Raw genomic sequence first — 21380 nt, 5'->3', positions numbered from 1 at the left:
AAAATAAAGACTGACTAGCTTTTTTTGTGTATTTTGTAAAGTCTACCGGCGTCCGTAATAGCAAATATTTCACCGTTCTTACCTTGTGCTACATCGCGGAAACGTTGACCTTCTTTCTCAAGGAGACGTTCTTCACCGACTACTTTATTGTCTTTAAGAACAAGTCGCGCAATGTGCGTACTGCTTAAGCCACCATTAAACAAATTATTTTTCCATTCAGGAATGGCATCGTGTGTATAAAACATCAAACCACTAGGTGACAATACAGGATCCCAATAATAAACAGGCTGTTCCAATCCTTCTTGTTGTTGGATAGGCGGATTTCCTATCTCTTTTCCACTGTATTCCAGCCCGTAGGTGATAATAGGCCACCCGTAGTTCTTTCCTGGTTCGATATGGTTCAGTTCGTCACCGCCACGTGGACCGAATTCCGTAGACCATAAATCTCCCGTTTCAGGATGTATTGCCAAACCTTGTACATTTCTATTTCCGTAGCTATAAATTTCCGGACGGGCTTCGTTATTTGAAGCAAACGGATTGCCGGATGCCGGCTGACCATCCTTTGTGATGCGGACAATTTTTCCTAAAGCAGATTTGAGGTCTTGCGCCTGCGGTCTTGTTTCCAAGTCGGAGCGTTCGCCGGTGCTCACGAATAGATTGCCCTCTTTATCGAAGATAATACGTCCGCCGTAATGAAGCCTTCCGTCATAAGTAGGCAAAGCTTGATAAATAACTTGGGCATTCTCTATCGATTTCTCATCATCTGCAAGGCGCCCTTTCGCTACCGCTGTATGGTTTCCTCCGGATACAGGTTCCGAGAATACCCAATATACCATTCTGTTGGAAGCAAAATCGGGATCGAGTGTAAGCCCAAGAAGCCCGCCTTGCCCACGTGCGTCCACTTTCGGGATACCACCAATTGCTTCGCTAAGTTCGCCGCTATCCGACACGATGCGCATATTGCCTTCGTTTTCGGTAATCAACAGGCGGCCATCGGGAAGTACAGCAATTCCCCAAGGAGATTTAAGTTTGTCCGTTACAACCTGACTGTCATAGGGAGTCTGCGTCTTTACTCCCGGAGCTCGTGTCTGGCCTTCAAAAGCAGGTTTATAGTCTGTATTGGGTTTGTTTTTTTCTACAGGAGGATAAACACTGTCTGTTACAGTGCTGTCGTCTGACGTTTTAGAGGCCCCGTTACTATTGCAAGAAGCAATTGTTAACGAAGCTGCCGATAATAATAAAAAAGCTGGAAATGTTCGTTTCATCTGTAAAATATTATTTTTTTAGTATGTCTTTTTTATTTAAGCACTAAATGTATGAAAATGTTTTGATAAGGCATAAAAAAAGGTTTTCAAACGGGGAGAATGAAAACCTTTAGCTAACCAATTATAAACCTAAATTATGATACTGCAAAGGTAAAGTTATTTTTTTATAAAAGCAAATGTTTTTATAAAAAAATCTACGACATCATAAACTCAAAAAATAATTACCTTTGGCGCGAATAAAATATATTCTTTTTTATCTTGAAATTACTGGACACTATTAATTTAAGAAATGAAATTCTGGCGGGACTGACAGTCGCCATGACGATGATTCCCGAATCTCTTTCTTTTGCTATTCTAGCAGGTCTTTCACCGTTGACGGGATTATACGCTGCTTTTCTGATGGGGCTTGTGACGTCTATTTTGGGTGGAAGGCCGGGTATGGTATCGGGTGGAGCTGGTGCTACGGTGGTTGTATTAATTGCATTAGCAGCGGGACACGGTGTTCAATATCTTTTTGCAGCAGTCGTGTTGGCAGGTATATTACAAGTGCTGGTTGGTCTATTTAAGTTAGGCAAGTTTGTTCGTTTAATTCCGCAGCCAGTGATGTACGGATTCTTAAATGGGCTGGCCATTATTATTTTTATGGCGCAAGTGCAACAATTTCGGCTACCCGCTGATTCGTCCTCTTGGATGACAGGTACGGCGTTATATACGATGTTGGGATTGACGGCTCTCACGATTCTGATCGTTTTAGGGTTCCCCAAAATAACAAAGAAAATTCCTGCGTCTCTAGTTGCTATTTTAGTCGTATTTGGGTTGGTAGCCTCATTGGGTATCGATACAAAAAAAGTGGCAGACATTGCATCGGTAAGTGGGACGCTCCCTGCGTTTTATATTCCGGATGTTTCATGGACGTGGGATACGCTGAAACTGATCTTTCCTTATTCGTTGGTTATGGCGGGGGTAGGGCTTATCGAATCACTTTTAACCCTTAATATGGTAGACGAAATAACCAACACAAAGGGTAAATCAAATAAGGAAGCGATGGCACAAGGCATAGCTAATGTAGTAAACGGTTTTTTCGGCGGAATGGGGGGATGTGCCATGGTCGCGCAAACGCTGGTTAACATCGATGCGGGTGCTCGTACGCGAATCTCATCTTTTGTTGGAGCGATAGCCATTATGGTTATTATTTTGGTGGGTGCACCATTTATCGAACAGATTCCGATGGCAGCACTGGTCGGTGTGATGATGATGGTAGCTGTTGGTACATTCCAATGGGTCAGTTTACGTATTATTAATAAATTTCCCAAGTCAGATATTTTTGTAGGAATGTTGGTAGCGGCCATTACCGTTGTCCTACACAATCTTGCTTTGGCGGTATTAGCCGGCGTAGTCGTTTCTGCCCTAGTTTTTGCATGGGATAACGCTAAGCGTATACGCGCTAGAAAATATGTTGACGAAGATGGTGTGAAACATTATGAAATATACGGACCATTGTTTTTTGGATCTACTGCTGCCTTTATGGAAAAATTCGATGTATTCCATGATCCAAAATATATTGTTATTGATTTCAAAGAGAGTAGGGTGGTGGATATGTCTGCAATAGATGCGTTGAACAAAATTACCGAACGATATGCAAAACAGGATAAGCATGTGCAGTTGAAGCATCTAAGCCCGGATTGCCGCTCCCTGTTAAAGAATGCGCAAGGCTTTGTCCAAATTGATATATCGGAAGATCCTACCTATAAGGTTATGCCAAATGATTGATTAGAGTTTTTCCAGTGCCAGCGACAGCGACTTCAAATCTTGTTTCATTAAGGTAATATGGGATTCAAGCTGATCATACATGTCAGCCCGGTTGACCAATTGTTCGGTCGTATATTTGCCTCCATTACCGAAATATATTTGCTCAATGGACGTATCTTCGTTTTCCGCAATTTGTCCGAAGTTTTTCCATTTGTCGATGATTTGCATTCTAACTGACTGCGCATCAGTCGTTGGGTCATTGTAATTGAGATAATACCAAACGGATGGCGGAAAGTTGGATGAAATCTTTTTTCCTTTCCAAACTTCCCGAAGCGCATTTCGTTCATGGTAGAAGTCAATTTTCCGGTTGTTGAATAGCATGATGAGACCTAACGAGGCTTCAGTAATACCTGTTGCAATCCCTACCGTATTGCTTGCGGTTTCGTTCTTTATAACACCACCTGTTGCTATAGCGCCTGTTGCACCTACCACAATTGCCGCGACCGTAAGTTTAGATTCCAGTTCACTTTCTCCGCCTTTTAAATAATTAGCTACTTGGCTGGTTCGCTCTTCTTCGCAATCCATTTCCGAAGCAATGGCGGAAACCTCCAGAGAGGCCATATTAATCTTATGGTCTATGCGTTGCTTTAATTCCAAAAGGCTGATTCGTTTTTCTATTTCTGTGGGATTATTATCGTTTTTTAAGCGGACGTATGACGTAAGATCAGTTAAAATGCCAATCGCGTTTGCCATATTCAAGTTTTCATAGCTTAGATACGTAGACAACGTTTTGTCAATAGCGAGCGTATGCAGTGGTTTCGGCATATCATCTTCGGTATAATCGTAGATGTTTTGCTGATTGCAATTACTCGTTATCATTTGTTGCTGTATGTGTGCATCTTTTACAGCCCTACATGCTCCTAAACCCGATAACATGAAAACTATAAATAACCATGAGACGAGGGATTTTATCCGCATATTAGTGAATATTAAAGCTAAAGGGTGAATATAAGTATATATTTTGATATCGCTATATCATCCAACGCAATAAACTGGCTCCCCAGGAAAATCCTGCACCAAACGCGGTCAACATCAATAGGTCTCCTTTTTGTATCAGTTTAATATTCTCCCAAATACATAAGGGAATGGTTGCCGCAATTGTATTGCCACGATACTCTATATTGGTCAATGTTTTGTCCTCTTGAATATTAATCTCCTTACCTACAGCATCAATAATACGTTTATTCGCTTGATGCGGCACCAGCCAATCGACCTGCTCTATAGCCAGTTGATTCCGTTCCAGTACACTTTTACAGGCATTGCTCATCGATTGTACAGCTTGTTTGAATACAACCTTGCCATCTTGCCGTAGATACCTGCGTTCATCCGTAAATGTATTGTCGCTGGCGGGGTACAAGGAGCCGCCGCCTTCAATATTTAGGAACTCACGTCCATCGCCATTACTCTGCATAAAGGCATCAATGACGCCTTCTTCTGCGGAGGGCTCCAACCATATTACTCCGGCTCCGTCTCCAAAAAGAATATTGGTAGAGCGATCGTTAATATTGACAAACGCGCTGATATTATCGGCGCCGACAACAAGTACATTTTTATATCGTTCTGTTTCCACTAACGATGCGCCCATATCAAGTGCATATAAAAAACCGGAACATGCGGCATTCATATCGAAAGCCCATACATTTTTTAAACCAAGTTTTTGAGCAATGATATTTGCGGTTGCTGGCATCAATACGTCGGGTGTCGAGGTCGCAACGATGATGGCGTCTACATCAACAATATCCTTGTTGTAACGTGTACACAAATCCCGAATCGCCATAACGGCCATATCCGAAGTGGCCAATCCCTGTTCTAGAATACGCCGCTCTTTAATTCCAGTACGTTTTACAATCCATTCGTCCGATGTGTCGCATACTTGTTCTAAATCAAGGTTGGTTCTTCGTCCTTGGGGAAGATAACCACCTATCGCGGTAATAGCAGCATATGGTCGGGATGAATAAATATTTCGCATAATTTTAGTTTCTCAAAATAAAAACACGGCAAAGGTACGGAATTTTATGATTAGTTTTGAGGGAAGACCTTGGTAACAATTTGATTCTTTTCGTAAGCTAAGCGTAAAAAAAATAAAAAGATGCAAAAAAGAAATCAAAGGGTGCTCCTTCATAAAGTCTAAAATGTATATTTAGCTGATCAATTCTTATATTATTTAAAGGAGGAGGAGTTTGGAAATACTTCTAATAGAAGATGAACCATCTGTCATATCTTTGATTGAAAGAGGGTTAAAAGGTGAGGGGCATCATATTAATGTAGCTATGGATGGTTTTACAGGATTAAAAATGGCTGGACGTCATGCGTATGATTTAATTATATTGGACGTGATGTTACCCGGAATGAACGGTTTGGATGTATGTAAGAACATCCGTATGGCTAATGAAGAGGTTCCTATTCTTATTCTCAGTGCATTGAACCAAACGGAAGATATTGTCGAAGCATTTAACCGTGATGCAGACGATTATTTGACCAAACCCTTTAAACTGGACGAGCTCCGCGCGCGGGTCAATAGGTTTTCACGTCGTGCAAACAACAGAAATTCCACACCAAATACGATTTCTATTGATAACCTCGTTATTGATCGCGACAGTAAGGCGGTGGTTCGTGGCGATATACCTATTATATTGACTGCTACCGAATATCGTTTATTGGAATATCTGCTTGTAAACAAAAATAAAGTATTGTCGCGGGTGGACATTCTGGAGAAGGTTTGGAGTATGGATTTCAATATGGGTACGAATGTTGTCGACGTCTATGTAAATTATCTGCGAAAAAAAATTGACCATCCGTTTGAAAAGAAATTAATTCATACCGTGATTGGTATGGGCTATGTGTTGAGAAATGAAAATTAAGACTCGAATCATCCTATTGTTTACAACGATCTCCATATTTTATATTGTATCGTTTGCCATATATGTTTCGTATTTCACACGTGATAGCTTACAGACTAAATTTTACCATCGATTGGAAGAGAATGCCACCATCGTCGGAAATCATATCGTTCAGAATGATGAATATAACAATCAAATATACTATGAAGTAAGGCGCAAATATCTGGCGCAATTATCAGAAGGGAAAGATTATCTCTTGCGGATTGTAAAAGATAGTACGAATATACGGGTTAAACCTAATCTTCCCATGCCGGAGTCTTTTTATACCGAAGCAATAGTGAGTGGTAAAGCGCAATATCTGCATGGAAAAACATCTTATATAGCTGTGTTTTTTGTTGATTCCCTCCATAAAGAAGATTTGTTGGTTATTTCTGAAGGAATTGATGAATATGGACATGACGAACAACGTACGTTAGACCGCACGGTCGTGTCGGGCGCCTCGATTGCCGTTGTACTCATTTTTTTATTATCTTTTTATTTCGCTAATAAACTATTGGTACCCATCCAGGCGATTAACAATGATCTTACCCAAATTGATATTTCCCACCTCGATATGCGCCTGCAGAACAAATTTAATAGCGAAAACGATGAAATAGGTACACTAATAGCCAATTTTAATTCAATGATGAACCGCTTGGATATTTCGGTAAAATCCCAGCAAAGTTTTATCGGCAACGCCTCACATTCGTTACGTACACCACTTACTATTATCGGAGGAGAGGCCGAGTTGGCATTACAGAGTTTGGATAGGCAGCATGAAGCTTATTATTCCGTAGAGACCATTTCAAAGCAGGTTAATAAAATGGAGTTGATAGTCAATAACCTTTTGTTACTCTCTCGTTCTGGCTTTGATAGGAAAATAGAGAACAAACAACTTATACGGATAGATGAATTGCTATATGACGTACAACGTAACGAAAAGGCGGTCAGCCCGGAATCCCGTATCCGTTTGGATTTTTCCAATATCCCGGAAGAAAGTCAGCGACTGAATATATTTGTCAACCCAGATCTGTTCTATATCGCATTTAGTAATATTTTATCCAATGCTTGTAAATATGGTGAAGACAATACGGTGACTGTCTCATTAGAGTGTCATTTAAAAAATGTTATGGTAAAGATTACCGACGACGGCATCGGTATCCCCCAGCAGGATCAACCGCATATTTTCGATTCCTTTTTTAGAGCTTCGAATGTAGGACAGATATATGGGAATGGCTTAGGTCTCGTTTTAGCTAAAAATATTTTCGATTTACATGGCGCTAAGCTTAGAATCTCTTCCGTTGAAAACCAGGGTACTAATGTAACTATTGAAATACCTGTTTAATTTTCTAATTTCGTTTTAATCTCACATTAATCTGATTCTCATGTGACTGTGATATACTTGTGAAAAGTAAGTTTAATCACAGTTCATGAAAAAAATTTTTCTGTTTTTTGCTTTAGGCTTTTTAGTAAAAGCCGGTTATACGAATGAGGGTGATAAAAATTTAGATGCCGTTAGTGTGGAACCACCCGCCGTTCAGGATACATCAGAAAACGAGCGTAACCAATCTAAATTATTTAATTTTGATGTACTGTTCAGAGGTGCGCTTCTTGGCGACAACTTGGGCAAGGATGATGCTGTCACTCGGGCAAAAATGGAGGAAATCCGTCTCCACTTACATGGAAATTACAACGATGATCTATCGTATAAAGTTCGGCTACGTTTAAATCGTCCGTTTGCTCCAAACTCCCTGGATAATGGGTCGGGGGCACTAGACTTCGCGTTGATCGAATACAAATTCGGTAAGAACCGAAACTGGGATGTTACCGTGGGTAAGCAAAGCGCAATGGTGGGATCGTATGAATTTGAAAATAATCCGATTTATGAATTTATGTTCACCGATTACGTAGATCGTATATTAAACTTATTTGTGACGGGTGCCAAGTTAGGTTATCATATAAACCCCAATCATTCCTTTCACGTACAGGTGCATAATACAGTCAACAATAACTTTAATGAGCATATTCTCAATAATGGCTTCGCTATAGGTGACTTGCAACGTTCAAAAGTACCAATGGGTGCTTACTTTACTTGGGTTGGCGCTTTTGCTGATCAGAAAATACATACCAAATGGTCCTATCACGTTTCACAATTTGCAGATAAACACACCAATCATGCTATCTCGTTAGCAAATAAGTATAAAACCGATAAGCAAATGGTTTACTTGGATCTGCAATATTCACACATGGGCGTAGACCATGCACTGATTGCCTCCAATGGTATCAATGATTTTTACGATCATACCGGTGCAGGCCGAGTATTAGCGAAGGATATTGTGTATAAAACTGCCGTGTTACGTTATGATCAATTTCTAACAGACAAATGGGAAATCGCTTTGAAGGGAGCGGTTGAGGCTGCCGGAAGCACAAAAGATGAGGAGCTGGGTAAAGATTTCAGACAGAACTATACCTACTTTGCTGCACTGCAACACAAACCCTTCCGAAATCAAGATATGCGCTTTTATTTAGGTTATATCGGCAACAGCATATCCTATGCGGATAAAATGAATGTGGATCGGCAACAGTTAAATAGATTGGCACTGGGTGCTTACTTTACGATCCCTTTACTATAAAAGCTTTAAATGAATTTCTAAATAAAATAAATCGATAAAACTATGCGTTTAACACCACGTGAAATCGAAAAATTAATGCTTCATTTAGCTGGCGAACTTGCAGCTAAGAGGCTTAAAAGAGGGGTAAAACTCAATTACCCTGAATGTATTGCTTATATCAGTATGGAATTGATGGAGCGCGCACGCGATGGAAAATCCGTTGCCGAGTTGATGGAGTACGGTACTACACTTCTAAAAAGAAAACAAGTCATGGAAGGTGTGCCGGAGATGATACATGACGTACAGATTGAGGTGACTTTCCCTGACGGTACGAAATTAGTAACCGTACATAACCCTATTCGTTAACCCTTAAAATCAAAAAAAATGGTTCCAGGAGAATACTTTTTGAAGAATGACGATATCAAAGCCAACATTGGCTACAAGACCAAGACGATATCGGTCGCTAATACAGGTGACAGACCTATTCAGGTAGGATCGCACTATCACTTTTTTGAAGTGAATAAAGACTTGGAGTTTGATAGAGAAGAAGCATTTGGCATGCGTTTGAATATTCCGGCAAGCACAGCCGTGCGTTTTGAACCCGGTGAGAAGAAAAATGTCATCTTGGTGGAAATCGGCGGAAACAAGGAAGTCCACGGTTTTAACGGCTTAACCAACGGGAAATACACCAGTGCGAAAGTGAAAGCTTCGGCTATCGACAAAATGAAAAAACAAAACTTTAAATCTTCTAAATAATTAAAAAGAACATATTATGGGAGAATGGAATAGAAGAGACTGGATTAAGATTGTTGGATTGGCTACAGCAGGCGTAGCTACAACAAAATTAAATGCCTTAGGTCTCGAAAAATTAGGCTTGGATAAATCGTCGATCCACTATGATGATGACGGTGCTTTGTATATACCACGAGATAAATATGCTTCTTTATTTGGCCCGACAACGGGCGACCGCGTACGTCTGGCAGATACAGAACTGTTGATCGAAATCGAAAAAGATTACGCGGTGTATGGCGAAGAAAATAAATTCGGTGGCGGTAAGACAATACGCGATGGTATGGGACAGTCGGCACGCGCCATGCGCGACGAAGATGTACTTGATTTTTGTATAAACAATGTGATCATCATCGACCATTGGGGTATTGTGAAGGCAGATGTAGGTATTAAAGACGGAAAAATCGTTGGGGTCGGTAAGGCAGGTAACCCGGATGTACAGGACGGCGTGACGCCGGGCATGGTTATCGGACCATCAACAGAGGTACACGGTGGTGCGGGTTATATTCTTACGGCAGGTGGTGTGGATACACATATTCACTTTATCAGTCCTACACAAGTCGAAACAGCATTGTATAGCGGCGTGACGACGTTTATCGGTGGTGGTACAGGTCCTGCTGACGGTACGAATGCAACGACAGTTACGTCGGGAAAATGGTTTATCCATAAAATGCTGGAAGCATTTGAAGATTTGCCTATCAATGTCGGTTTCTTTGGCAAAGGAAATGTATCTACAACGAAACCTATCGAGGAGCAGATTGAGGCTGGTGCATTGGGGGTGAAAATTCACGAAGACTGGGGTTCAACACCGGCAACTATTGATGCAGCTTTGAAAGTAGCCGACAAATACGATGTACAGGTGGCCATCCACACCGATACATTGAACGAAGCTGGGTTTTTGGAAGACACAGTTGCCGCTATTGATGGTCGTGTAATCCATACGTTCCACACCGAAGGTGCAGGTGGTGGCCATGCCCCGGATATTATCAAGATTTCGATGTATCCGAATATTCTTCCCGCATCGACAAATCCGACAAAACCATTCACGGTTAACACCGCTGAAGAGCATTTAGATATGCTGATGGTTTGTCACCATTTAGATAAAAACGTAAAAGAAGATGTGGCCTTTGCCGACTCGCGCATCCGTCCACAAACCATTGCAGCAGAAGATATCTTGCAGGATATGGGAGTCTTTTCGATTATGAGCTCGGACAGCCAGGCGATGGGACGAGTTGGTGAGGTGATTTCCAGAACATTCCAAACGGCACACAAAATGAAAGTACAGCGTGGACCGTTGGAGCAAGATAAAGCCAACAATAACGATAATTTCCGTGTAAAACGCTATATCTCTAAATTTACAATCAATCCGGCAAAAGCACATGGTATCGACAAATATGTCGGTTCCGTAGAGGTGGGTAAATTTGCTGACCTTGTGCTTTGGAAACCAGAAATGTTTGGTGTAAAGCCGGAAATGATTATCAAAGGAGGTATGATCCTTAGTTCGAAAATGGGAGACGCCAACGCATCTATTCCAACACCGCAACCTATTATCTATCGTCAGATGTTCGGTAATTACGGTAAGGCTAAAACCAAAACATCTTTCAATTTTGTGTCGAAAGTCTCTATCGATAACGGTACAATCAAGTCTTTGGGATTATCTAGAGAAAGTCTGCCGGTAGAAGGTTGTCGAAAAGTCATGAAGAAGGATATGGTACATAATGATGCAACGCCGAATATTGAGGTTAATCCAGAAACGTATGATGTAACAGTAGATGGTGTGTTAGCGACTTGTGAACCGTTGGCAGAGCTTCCAATGGCGCAACGTTATTTCTTATTTTAATGATTATATCTAAAGGCATAGCGGGTAATATACGGATAGGTGATATACGGAAAGAAAAACCTACTGATCTTGTCGAACTGGAATGGTTTGATACCGAAAAACGTATTTTAAGACTACGTACGGTCGGTGGTCAGGAAATTGGTTTTCGTAATCTGAGTGGCGCACCGTTAAAAGATGGCGACATTTTGTATGAAAGTGAGCAACAACGTATCACTGTCAGGATATTACCCTGCCTTTGTTTGATATTTCATCCTAGAGATAAGATGGAAATGGCGAAAGTCTGCTTCGAGATAGGCAACCGCCATTTACCAATCTATATAAACGAAAAGGCGGAAGTTGTCTTAGCGTATGAATGGCCTGTGCATCAGCTCTTGAAAAACCGCGACTATGATGTTACGGTAAGTGTGCGCGTAATCCCACAAACTCAAACACTGAAGATGCATGAGTGGTCAAGAAAAACAAAATTCAAAATAACACTAGCAAAATAAGGCAAATGAATCCATTACTGACGTTGCTGCAAATCAATGACTCCGTTTTCCCCATAGGAAGTTTTACTCATTCCTACGGTTTGGAAACCTATATCCACAAAGGGATAGTGCACGATAGCAAGTCTACCGAAGCCTATGCCGAAAAGATGTTGCGCTATAATTTCTTCTACAATGATGCTGCATTTTTCCATGAAACCTGGAAAATATGTGAGAAGAAAGCGTTGAAACAAAAACTGATTGAACTCGATAACTTTATTACATCGCTTAAATCACCTTATGAAATCAGAGATGCCAGTAAAAAGTTGGCTGTTCGGTTTCTAAAAGTCGTGGAAAGTTTTCAATCTATAAGACGTTGTAAAGCCTATTTGGAAGCGATTCAAGCGGGCGAAGCACATGGGCATTACGCGATGGCATTTGCTATGTATGCGCATGCACAAAATATCAACTTGGACGACGCCTTAAGTGCATTTTATTATAACTCGTTAAACGGGATAGTAACAAATTGTGCTAAGCTTGTTCCCATTAGTCAAATGGACGGGCAAAAGATTCTCTTTAAATTACAGCCGCTAATAAGAGAGCTGGTCGATAAGCAGGCAGATATGGATCCGGATATGATAGGAAACTGTTGTGTCGCGCAGGATATCCGTTGCATGCAGCATGAAAAACTTTATACAAGAATTTATATCTCTTAATCATTAAAATGGAAAGAAACTATGTGAAAATAGGCGTAGCAGGCCCAGTGGGCTCTGGAAAAACAGCCTTGATTGAAAGACTGACAAGAGAGATGTCTGCAGATTACAGCATCTGTGTTGTTACTAATGATATATATACTCGCGAAGACGCACAGTTTTTACAGAAAAATTCGGCATTACCAGCAGAACGCATTGCCGGTGTAGAAACTGGAGGATGTCCCCATACGGCTATCCGTGAGGATGCGTCTATGAATATTGAAGCTGTGGAAGATCTAGTACAGCGATTTCCAGACACACAAATCGTCTTCATTGAGAGTGGAGGAGATAACCTTACGGCTACGTTTAGTCCTGATTTGGCAGACGTAACCATCTTTGTGATTGATGTGGCTGAGGGTGAAAAAATCCCACGTAAGGGCGGACCGGGCATTACACGTTCGGATTTATTATTGATTAATAAGATAGATTTAGCTCCCTACGTCAACGCCGATTTGCGCATTATGGAAAGTGACTCGAAAAGGATGAGAGGAGAAAGACCGTTCATCTTTACCAACCTCATGACGTTGCAAGGTTTGGATAAGGTCAAGGACTGGATTAAGAAAAACGCTTTATTAGAGGAATAATAACCGGAATAAATGGATAGTATAATCAAGATTAATGTAGAGCGAGACGGGCGTCAGAGTCGGCTAAAGGAGAGTTATCATAATGCACCTTATAAATTGACGCATTATGGTTCGCCTCGGGCACAGGATCATTTGGAGATGATTATCATGAGTGCCTCTCCGGGAATTATGGACAAAGATTCCTTAGTAATCGATGTACACGTGAAGGAAAATGCACACTTAAAACTTTTTACGCAATCTTTCAATAAATTACATCCTATGAAAGAGGGTGCTTCTCAAGAGACAAAAGTGCTACTAGATAAAGACAGTGTGTTCAACTATGTACCACACCCCGTCACGCCTTTTAAGGATTCTATTTTTAAAACAGTGAATACTATCCATGTTAATGATGGTGCTACCTTGATATGGGGTGATATTATCAGCGCGGGAAGGGTACATCGGGACGAGGTGTTTGCTTTTCGAAAACTGCATAGTATTACGCGCATTTATCAAGATGGTAAATTGCTCGTGACCGACAATCAATGTTTATTGCCACAGGAGCAACCCGTGTCCGATTTGTTGTTTTTTGAAGGATATACACACCAAGCTACCCTTATTTATTGTGGCCCTTTCGCGAAGCTGATGAAGGGGGAGATGGACGAGATTCTAACAATGGAGTATGAGGATGTCTCATTTGGGTTTACCGAATGTGCGGAAAACACACTCTTGCTTCGTGCGGTGGGCACGGATGGAGAATTGTTGTATAATTTTTTGACTATGTTGGCGCAGATGTGCTGGGTATTTACGCAAGATCAATTAGTTACCAAAGCTGAAGAAACGGCTGGTATCGTAGCCGAAACAGCGCCAAAAGAAACCGCCTCTAAAATGGTAGATGCTAAAGAAGCAGTGAAGAAGAAAACCATAGCAAAAGGAAAGAAAGCAGTAAAAAAGACCGTTGAACAGAGAACGGTAAGTAAGAAAGCCGTTTAATATAGAATAATATGCACGAATTAGGTATTGTAAAAGATATTTTTAGAACCTTGGAAGAGGCTTATCCAGATAAATATGAAACTATTATCAAAATTAATCTGGAGGCGGGTTTATTAAGTAGCTTGCAGCCAATACTTATCCAAAATGCATTTGAAGCCTATGTACTGGACGATACAAGGTTTAAAAATACGGAATTGGAAGTGTCCATATTGCCCATTATAGCATATTGTAAAAGGTGTAATAAACAATTTGAAGTTCAATATCATCGCTTTGTATGCGATTGTGGCCAAACATCCGATTCCATTATACAAGGTGAAGAATTAAGAATTAGTCAAGTAACATTTAAGGAGGATAAAAAATGAGTAATCCAACAACCCCAAAAAGCAACCAAATGCCTGTAGGATCTGTTCAATGTGATAATACCACACTGAACCTGTTAAAAGCCAACGATTTTGTTGCTAAAGCCATCCGGGAGCGTTTGAAAGATATATGCGTGATCAATGTATGCTCATCGCCAGGAAGTGGTAAGACGACATTGATGCAAGAAACAGGTAAGCGCTTGAGTAGTGAGTTGAATATTGCCGTTTTGGTAGGTGACCCCGAAACGGAACGTGATGCTGTCCGTATGCGCGAAGTTGGGATCAATGCCTTGCAAATCGTGACCGGCGGTATGTGTCATATTGAAGCACAGATGGTTTTACAAGCACTGGATCATATTAATTTAGACGGTGTCGATTTATTGTTTATCGAGAACGTAGGCAACTTGCTTTGCCCGGCAGCATTCGACTTGGGTGAAGATTACCGTGTTACGCTATTGGCATCAACTGAAGGAGATGATAAACCAAAAAAATATCCACGTATGTTTTTGACGAGCGAACTGATGCTTGTTTCGAAAGCAGACTTGCTGCCGTATGTACCGTTTTCCGTGGAAGCCGTGACGAAGGATGCGCGTGAAGTCAACCCCAACCTGGACGTGATATCGATTAGTACGCTGAACGGTGATGGTGTCGATGATTGGTGTAATTGGTTGAAGGAAAAAGTGAGCACAAAAAAAAGATTACAGGGTAAATCATAGAAATATATGACAGATTCCAATCGGGAAATAGACTTTTTATCACTCCAATGGTATGAAGTCAATCGAACAGTAATAAAACGGAAGACGGAGGGGGGCAGAGATGTTTCCCTCTCTCGGTCATCGGAAACACCTATTCATGATGGAGAAATTGTATGTATGGAAGATGGTGTGACCGTAAAAGCCCGTATCGAACCTTGCATCTGTATTGTACTGCATGCTGACGATATAGCCATCGTTGGAAGTTTTTGTTTTGATGTAGGTAATCGCCATCTCCCGATATTCTTAATTGAAGATAAAATCGTTGTCTCTTACGATGGACGTTTGTTTCAAGCCTTATCAGGTAAGTACGGTGATAAAGTACAGGTGGTAACAAAAGTACTTGATGTGAAATATGCTATCAAGGCTTTCGGAAATTATCTGTAAAATATCCTTCATCCGAGAATGCATATTCCCATTTATACAGGCTTCTATAAAGGCGTATTTATAACGAACGAATTCTTGAGTTCTATACGTAAGCAGCGAATAGGTTTTCGAAATCTATTCTAATCGCATTCAAATAAAAAATATTTTCGATTTATAGCGTATTAAATACTTCATCTATTTATTTGAAAATAAGATGATAATACGACTGTAGAGCACTCCATTCGGTTTTCTAATTTCGTTCTAATATAATATTAACGGGATTATTATGTCTGTGATATATACTTGTAAAAAATAGGCTTGCGATTATCGCATAAATAAAAATAATGAAAAGATACATAGATATAAGAGTGAAGTATGCGTTGCTATCCTTTTGCGCTATCTTCTTTATGACGAGCTGTCAACAAACAACCAAGCATGGGGAAAGGCATAGTGGGAGCTACTATGCAGAAGATAGTCGAGGTCAAGAAATAGTACTCAGCAGACCCGCAGAACGTATTTTGGTGTTATTTGAGCCGATGGTAGACGAACTGTTTATGTTAGGTGTCCATGACCGTATTGTCGGTATTCCAGAACAGGTTTATCAAAATGAATCTTCTTTTCGTTTCTTTTCCCAATTAGACGAACGTATAGCGCGTAAAGAAATTGCGACGCCTACTTACGGTGGCCGGGCAAACAACGTCGAATCCATTGTCGGGTTGAGACCAGATCTCGCAATTGCATATGAGCAGGATAAGGAGACAATTACCCAATTGGAAAAATTGAATATTCCGGTTTTCGCTGTTTCCAGTAAAAATAAAGAAAGTATTTATAAAGAATTACGAGGTGTTGCCACGTTGCTGGATAAGGCAGATCGGGCCGAGGAACTTATCTCCTATGTTGACGAAGAGTTGAAAGCAATGGAAAGGCCAGCGAATAGTCGGCGGAAAAAAGTATACTACGCCTGGTCAAAAGGACGTATTTTATCTACTTCAGGTAAAGGTTCGTTGATGGATTTATCTATTCAAGCAGCAGGCGCGGAAAATGCCTGCCCACTAGAGATGGAAGCTCCTAATATCGGTGCAGAACAGCTTTACAGTTGGAATCCCGATATTATCGTACTGTGGAATTCGCAACTGGAAGATGTTTATAACTTAAAAGAACTGGCGGCACTTGCGGCTGTAAAAAATAAAGAAGTATATGTCTTGGCGCCTACATTTAATTATGATCCACATACGATTAAATTCATCTTGTTTGCAAAACAGTTGCGGCATTGGTGTTATCCGGAGAAAAGTGCTGAAGAATTGGAATATGAAATGCAGGAAGCATTGGATAAGCTGTATCATCTCAAAAATAAGGAGGTTTGAGGGATGCGGCAACGTGTAAAAGTGCTCTCACTCGTCTTGGCACCATTTGTAGTTTTGTTTTTTTCGCTGTCATTGGGAAGCACAGGATATGTAGGTATATCGGATTTAGCCCATTATATGTGGGAGGAAGTTCAGCGCCTATTTGGCAAAGAATTGGCCCGAGCAACGACTGATATAGAGACCATTCTTTGGCAGGTGCGCTTACCGCGTATTTTATTAACGTTTATGGTAGGGGCGGCTTTAGCAGTATCGGGTGGGGTCTTACAAGCCATTTTTAGAAATCCTATTGTTGATCCGTTTTCCTTAGGTATTTCTTCCGGCGCCGCATTTGGGGCGGCACTGTCTATGTTGATACCATTGATACCGATTAATCTATCGGCTTTCTTATTTGGCGTAGTAGCGGTAACAATTACTTATTTCGTGTCTTATGCGGGTGCCAGAACCTCTATGATTACCATGGTTTTGGCAGGGATGATTATCACTGGCGTTTTTACGGCATTTCTAACGGTATTGCAATATTTAAGCGACCCCTATAAATTACAGGCGATCGTACAGTGGACAATGGGTAATCTACATACAGCCTCTTGGGACAAGGTTCAAACAGCATTTATACCGATAATAGGAGGTTTGCTCGCTATAGCCGCATTCCGTTGGAAGCTCAATCTATTGGCGTTGGGTGATCAGGAAGCGATGGCAGTGGGCATAAATCCGCGGAATATTAAGTTTATCATCGTGGGATTGGCGACAATGATTACAGCATCAGCAGTAGCTTCAGTCGGTATGATTAGCTTATTCGGGTTGATTGTACCTCATATCAGTCGTATTCTTTTTGGTCCAAATAACCAAATAGGTGTTTTTGCCAATATGAGTATCGGCGGTACATTTCTGTTACTGATTGATGATTTTTCACGTGCCGTTATGCCATTTGAAATTCCGGTAGGTGTATTTACGATGATATTGGGAGCGCCCCTGTTTATTTATCTGATGCGTAAAAACGCTGTAAATTGGAACGCATGAAGAAATTAATACAGATTCATAATTTGTCCTTTTCGTTTGGTAAGCAACAAGTGCTTGCCGAATTGACGGCAGATTTCTATGGGGAAGAGTTGACGGTGATTCTTGGCAGGAACGGTAGCGGAAAATCAACGCTTTTCAACATTCTTTCCGGTATGGAACGCCATTACAAAGGCGATGTGCTGTTTGCTGATCAAAATCGAAAAGATATTCATGCGGGAAAGAAAAATACGCTACGGATAGGCTTCATGACCCAATTTCATCAAACAACTTTTCCTTTTACGGTGTTTGATGTGGTGTTAACAGGACGCGCTGCCTTTTCCAGATTTGCACCACGTCAGGTAGATTTTGATTTGGTTGAGGAAAATCTACGGGCTTTTCAGTTATGGCACTTAAAAGATAAACCATATACTGCTCTTTCGGGAGGAGAGAGGCAGTTAGTTTTGCTATGTCGGATTTTGGTGCAACAACCTGATGTGTTGTTGCTCGATGAGCCGACAAACCATTTGGATTTACACTATCAGGTTGCCGTAATGGAACATCTCAAACGTCTTGTGCAATCAGGCACGACAATCGTATGTGTGATGCATGATCCTAATCTTGCGCTTTTATACGGAGATCGATTTTATGTAATGCAGGAAAAAAAATTACATTCATTGCAAGAAAAAGACCCCGTAGTATTATTATCTACGTTGGAGAAGACTTATCACGTTGCCCTAACGGATGTCCGACATAACGGACGAACATTGATTATCCCTAAACAAAAGCATTTATGATCGACAGTATAAACATATTGCCTGTAGGTTTACGCGACAAAGAGGAAGTTATCGCTTACGTATTGAAAACGAGGGAGCAACTATTTCCCATGTTGGACCATAAGGTTATACCCAAAGATCTGCAAGAATTTTCCTCAACGTATGTAGAGACTGATCTAGGTGTTTTTTTGCAAGCACGTACGGGACAAGGGGAGCTCATCGGTACCATCGGGATGATGGTGTACAATGACCGCTTTCCCTATTTTTCTTTTACAGCAACAAAAATTGTGGAGGTAGTTAAGCTCTTTATCGAACCTGCTTATCGGAGATCGGGTTTGGCGACAAGATTGGTGCACGAACTAAAAAAAATAAGCCAGAAACAAGGTGTTGAATTACTCTATTTACATACACATCCCTTTTTAACAGGTGCTTATGAGTTTTGGTTAAAGCAAGGGTTTGATTTGATGCTGTCGTGTGAAGAATCTGGTTTTGAGACGTTGCATATGACACTGGATAAAACGAAAGTGATAAAAACAGACACTTTTAATTCTTTTATGGAGAACTGCTAATGATGAAAGTTTTTTATACTGCTGTTTTGATATGTTGTACCGTAACGGGATATGCACAAGTCGATACAACCGTCATAGCCTTAGAAGAGGTGCTAATTACGGGGAGACGGAATAATTCCTATTTAATCAATACGACAGAGCTTGGCGGCAAGTTTTCGGGTATATTGAAAGACCTTCCTCAATCGGTGTCGTTGGTGAGCCGGGAGTTTATGGAAGATAGACAAGCGTTTCAGATTACGGATATGGTGCAGGATCTGGCGGGCGTCAGTCAAGCGTCTGTATACGACGATTTAACAATACGAGGTTTTAATAGCGGTTATACGAACGGGCTTCGTTTGGTCAATGGGATGCGGTCAGCCTACGGTTATGGCACAAGCTTTTGGCGTGCACCGCTGACAGCAAACCTGGAAAGTATAGAGGTATTAAAAGGGCCGGGCGCTTCTCTTTTTGGTGATATTGTGCCAGGAGGTACAATTAATCTAGTGACGAAAAAGCCACTTGAAGAGCAAAAAACAAGTATTGATTTCAGTGTAGGAAGCTTTCAGACACTCCGATCCACACTGGATATAGGCGGCCCGTTGGATAAAGACAAGCGATTTCTGTACCGTATTAATGTAGCCTATGAAACTTCACGCACATTTCGGGATAACAATCAAAGGCGAAATATATTGATTGCTCCTTCGTTTACGTTTCGTCCCACAGAAGGAACGCAAATTGATGTCGACCTGACATACGATGATTTTGATGGTGCTTTAGATAGAGGCATAGGTATTCGGAATAAAGATTTTTATGGGCTAGATAGAGCGTTTAATGTAAACCAGCCGACGGATTTTTACCGTTCGAAGTTCTTGACTTTTGCGACGCGGTTTTCGCAGGACATTACACAGAACTTGTCTTTTCATATGAATTACATGAAATCGATTTATAGTGAAGACTTGAACGAGTTCCGCACATTAAACACCTTTGCCGATCCACCGGCAAACACAATCATGAACATGCGTTTTCTGTCTAAGAATGTAAAAGATTACACCGACAATCTGGTGAGCTACCTGAGCTATAACCTGAACAGACCGGGACATACACATCGTTTCGTATTGGGAGTAGATTATGCCCAGTATGGTGGAGACAAAAACAATGTACAGCGGGAAGCGAGACGACGTATGCTGGACGGGGAAGAGATTCCCCTGACGATCAATTTGGAAAATCCTGTACGGGATGTGATCGATGTTGGTTCTTACATTTGGCTAGCACAGGCTGAATTTCCTTTTTTGAACCCTTATAAAAGTATGGGATTCTATATACAAGATCAAGTAACAATAGGAGAACGTTTAAATGTAGTGGTGGGATTGCGCCATGAATATTACCGTTCAAGCAGTGCAGATCTCGCGGAGTCTTACGAAACGAGCCAACATGCTTGGTTACCACGTTTTGGATTGACGTATCATATCAACGATCAAATGAATTATTTTGCGAGCTATTCGCAGGGATATGTTCCGGTGGGAGCAGATTTTATTCATAACCACGAGCAATATGGTTCCGATAATTCCTTTCGTCCCGAACGTAGCTTTCAAGTGGAAACAGGTCTAAAAACGGGCTTCTTTAATAACCAACTGCAAACAGAACTTTCCCTGTTCCATATCGGCAGAGAGAATATGATGATTGCTACTGGCGAAATGAGTGATAGCGGGTTTCCCGTATATAGACAGTCTGGTGAAGTGATATCGCAAGGAGTAGAATTGGATTTTAGGGGGCAGGTAACCAAAGAGTTTCAAGTGATGGCTAATTACAGCTTTAACCATACGGAAGTGAAAAGATCCTCGATGGAGATCGAAGTGGGAATGCCCTTGGCAAATGCACCCAAGCACATGGGGAGTGTGTGGATGAAATATGTAATCCCAAACGCCACTTTCAAAGGATTAGGTTTTGGTACTGGTATGAATTTTATGAACAGCAGACGTATGGAAAATCCCATGGCTATCGATGACGAAGGTACTATGGCATGGGACAGATGGCCAGGTTATGAGGTGTGGAATGCGGCGCTTTATTACCATTTAAAGGGAGCACGGTTGACACTAAATTTCAATAATATATTTGATACGTATTACTATCTGGGTGGCTTTGATTATACGAGAGGTTTTATTGGAATGCCGAGAAGCGCGATGTTGTCTATAGGTTTTTCATTGTAGCTACAATCGTTATGGCATCTATCTTCAACTGTATCAAGGGTATTACAAACAA

The 21380-nt window shown here is 41.1% G+C and carries 22 protein-coding genes; 19 read left to right on the top strand and 3 right to left on the bottom strand.

Features of this window, described 5'->3' with window-relative positions:
- Positions 1-14: 14 nt before the first annotated feature.
- Positions 15-1265, bottom strand: a complete 1251-nt coding sequence (locus tag H8B21_RS12755) for a PQQ-dependent sugar dehydrogenase (protein ID WP_190314166.1) — start codon at positions 1263-1265, stop codon at positions 15-17.
- 258 nt (positions 1266-1523) lie between these two features.
- Between H8B21_RS12755 and H8B21_RS12750 the strand changes: the two genes are divergently transcribed.
- Positions 1524-3035 (top strand): SulP family inorganic anion transporter, encoded by a 1512-nt coding sequence (locus H8B21_RS12750; protein ID WP_223815014.1) that lies wholly within the window; start codon positions 1524-1526, stop codon positions 3033-3035.
- Here H8B21_RS12750 and H8B21_RS12745 read toward each other — a convergent pair whose 3' ends face one another.
- Both H8B21_RS12745 and H8B21_RS12740 read right to left on the bottom strand, forming a co-directional pair.
- Positions 3036-3893 (bottom strand): hypothetical protein, encoded by an 858-nt coding sequence (locus H8B21_RS12745; protein WP_190314165.1) that lies wholly within the window; start codon positions 3891-3893, stop codon positions 3036-3038.
- A gap of 151 nt (positions 3894-4044) precedes the next feature.
- Positions 4045-5043, bottom strand: a complete 999-nt coding sequence (locus H8B21_RS12740; RefSeq protein WP_190314164.1) for a beta-ketoacyl-ACP synthase III — start codon at positions 5041-5043, stop codon at positions 4045-4047.
- 211 nt (positions 5044-5254) lie between these two features.
- Between H8B21_RS12740 and H8B21_RS12735 the strand changes: the two genes are divergently transcribed.
- The 18 genes from H8B21_RS12735 (at position 5255) to H8B21_RS12650 (ending at position 21328) form a co-directional block, all read left to right on the top strand.
- Positions 5255-5935, top strand: coding sequence for a response regulator transcription factor (locus H8B21_RS12735; protein ID WP_190314163.1), 681 nt, complete (start codon positions 5255-5257; stop codon positions 5933-5935).
- Entirely contained in the window at positions 5925-7298 is a 1374-nt protein-coding gene (locus H8B21_RS12730; RefSeq protein ID WP_190314162.1) for a HAMP domain-containing sensor histidine kinase, read from the top strand. Before H8B21_RS12735 ends, H8B21_RS12730 begins: the two co-directional genes overlap by 11 nt.
- An 85-nt stretch (positions 7299-7383) precedes the next feature.
- Positions 7384-8586, top strand: coding sequence for a porin (locus H8B21_RS12725; RefSeq protein ID WP_190314161.1), 1203 nt, complete (start codon positions 7384-7386; stop codon positions 8584-8586).
- Between the two features lie 42 nt (positions 8587-8628).
- A complete protein-coding gene (gene ureA, locus H8B21_RS12720; protein WP_190314160.1) occupies positions 8629-8931 on the top strand; it encodes an urease subunit gamma in 303 nt (100 codons plus the stop codon).
- 18 nt (positions 8932-8949) lie between these two features.
- Entirely contained in the window at positions 8950-9321 is a 372-nt protein-coding gene (gene ureB / locus H8B21_RS12715) for an urease subunit beta (protein ID WP_190314159.1), read from the top strand.
- Positions 9322-9337: 16 nt separating this feature from the next.
- The gene (ureC, locus tag H8B21_RS12710) at positions 9338-11194 is read left to right on the top strand and encodes an urease subunit alpha (RefSeq protein ID WP_223815013.1); all 1857 of its coding nucleotides are present in this window, start codon (positions 9338-9340) and stop codon (positions 11192-11194) included.
- Positions 11194-11682 carry an urease accessory protein UreE gene (locus tag H8B21_RS12705; protein ID WP_223815012.1) on the top strand — a complete coding sequence of 163 codons (489 nt, stop codon included), beginning with the start codon at positions 11194-11196 and terminating at the stop codon, positions 11680-11682. The genes ureC and H8B21_RS12705 overlap by 1 nt, the downstream gene beginning before the upstream one ends.
- Positions 11683-11687: 5 nt before the next feature.
- Complete coding sequence (locus tag H8B21_RS12700) at positions 11688-12374, top strand: urease accessory protein UreF (protein WP_190314158.1); 687 nt, start codon at positions 11688-11690, stop codon at positions 12372-12374.
- An 8-nt stretch (positions 12375-12382) separates the two neighbouring features.
- Entirely contained in the window at positions 12383-12994 is a 612-nt protein-coding gene (gene ureG / locus H8B21_RS12695) for an urease accessory protein UreG (RefSeq protein WP_190314157.1), read from the top strand.
- 12 nt (positions 12995-13006) lie between these two features.
- The gene (locus tag H8B21_RS12690) at positions 13007-13963 is read left to right on the top strand and encodes an urease accessory protein UreD (RefSeq protein ID WP_190314156.1); all 957 of its coding nucleotides are present in this window, start codon (positions 13007-13009) and stop codon (positions 13961-13963) included.
- An 11-nt stretch (positions 13964-13974) separates the two neighbouring features.
- Positions 13975-14325, top strand: a complete 351-nt coding sequence (locus H8B21_RS12685; RefSeq protein ID WP_190314155.1) for a hydrogenase maturation nickel metallochaperone HypA/HybF — start codon at positions 13975-13977, stop codon at positions 14323-14325.
- A complete protein-coding gene (gene hypB / locus H8B21_RS12680; RefSeq protein WP_190314154.1) occupies positions 14322-15038 on the top strand; it encodes a hydrogenase nickel incorporation protein HypB in 717 nt (238 codons plus the stop codon). Before H8B21_RS12685 ends, hypB begins: the two co-directional genes overlap by 4 nt.
- A gap of 6 nt (positions 15039-15044) precedes the next feature.
- Positions 15045-15461 (top strand): urease accessory protein UreE, encoded by a 417-nt coding sequence (locus H8B21_RS12675; protein WP_190314153.1) that lies wholly within the window; start codon positions 15045-15047, stop codon positions 15459-15461.
- 323 nt (positions 15462-15784) lie between these two features.
- On the top strand, positions 15785-16804 hold the full coding sequence (locus tag H8B21_RS12670; protein ID WP_223815011.1) for an ABC transporter substrate-binding protein: 1020 nt from the start codon (positions 15785-15787) through the stop codon (positions 16802-16804).
- Positions 16805-16807: 3 nt separating this feature from the next.
- Positions 16808-17821, top strand: a complete 1014-nt coding sequence (locus H8B21_RS12665) for a FecCD family ABC transporter permease (RefSeq protein ID WP_190314152.1) — start codon at positions 16808-16810, stop codon at positions 17819-17821.
- Positions 17818-18594 (top strand): ABC transporter ATP-binding protein, encoded by a 777-nt coding sequence (locus tag H8B21_RS12660; RefSeq protein WP_190314151.1) that lies wholly within the window; start codon positions 17818-17820, stop codon positions 18592-18594. The genes H8B21_RS12665 and H8B21_RS12660 overlap by 4 nt, the downstream gene beginning before the upstream one ends.
- Positions 18591-19142, top strand: coding sequence for a GNAT family N-acetyltransferase (locus H8B21_RS12655; protein WP_190314150.1), 552 nt, complete (start codon positions 18591-18593; stop codon positions 19140-19142). The genes H8B21_RS12660 and H8B21_RS12655 overlap by 4 nt, the downstream gene beginning before the upstream one ends.
- Positions 19142-21328, top strand: a complete 2187-nt coding sequence (locus H8B21_RS12650) for a TonB-dependent siderophore receptor (protein ID WP_190314149.1) — start codon at positions 19142-19144, stop codon at positions 21326-21328. Before H8B21_RS12655 ends, H8B21_RS12650 begins: the two co-directional genes overlap by 1 nt.
- Positions 21329-21380 lie beyond the last annotated feature (52 nt).

The sequence above is a fragment of the Sphingobacterium chuzhouense genome (assembly GCF_014692525.1).
Lineage (GTDB): Bacteria > Bacteroidota > Bacteroidia > Sphingobacteriales > Sphingobacteriaceae > Sphingobacterium > Sphingobacterium chuzhouense.
Note: the sequence above shows the minus strand (reverse complement) of the source record. Positions and strands in the feature narration are given on the sequence as shown.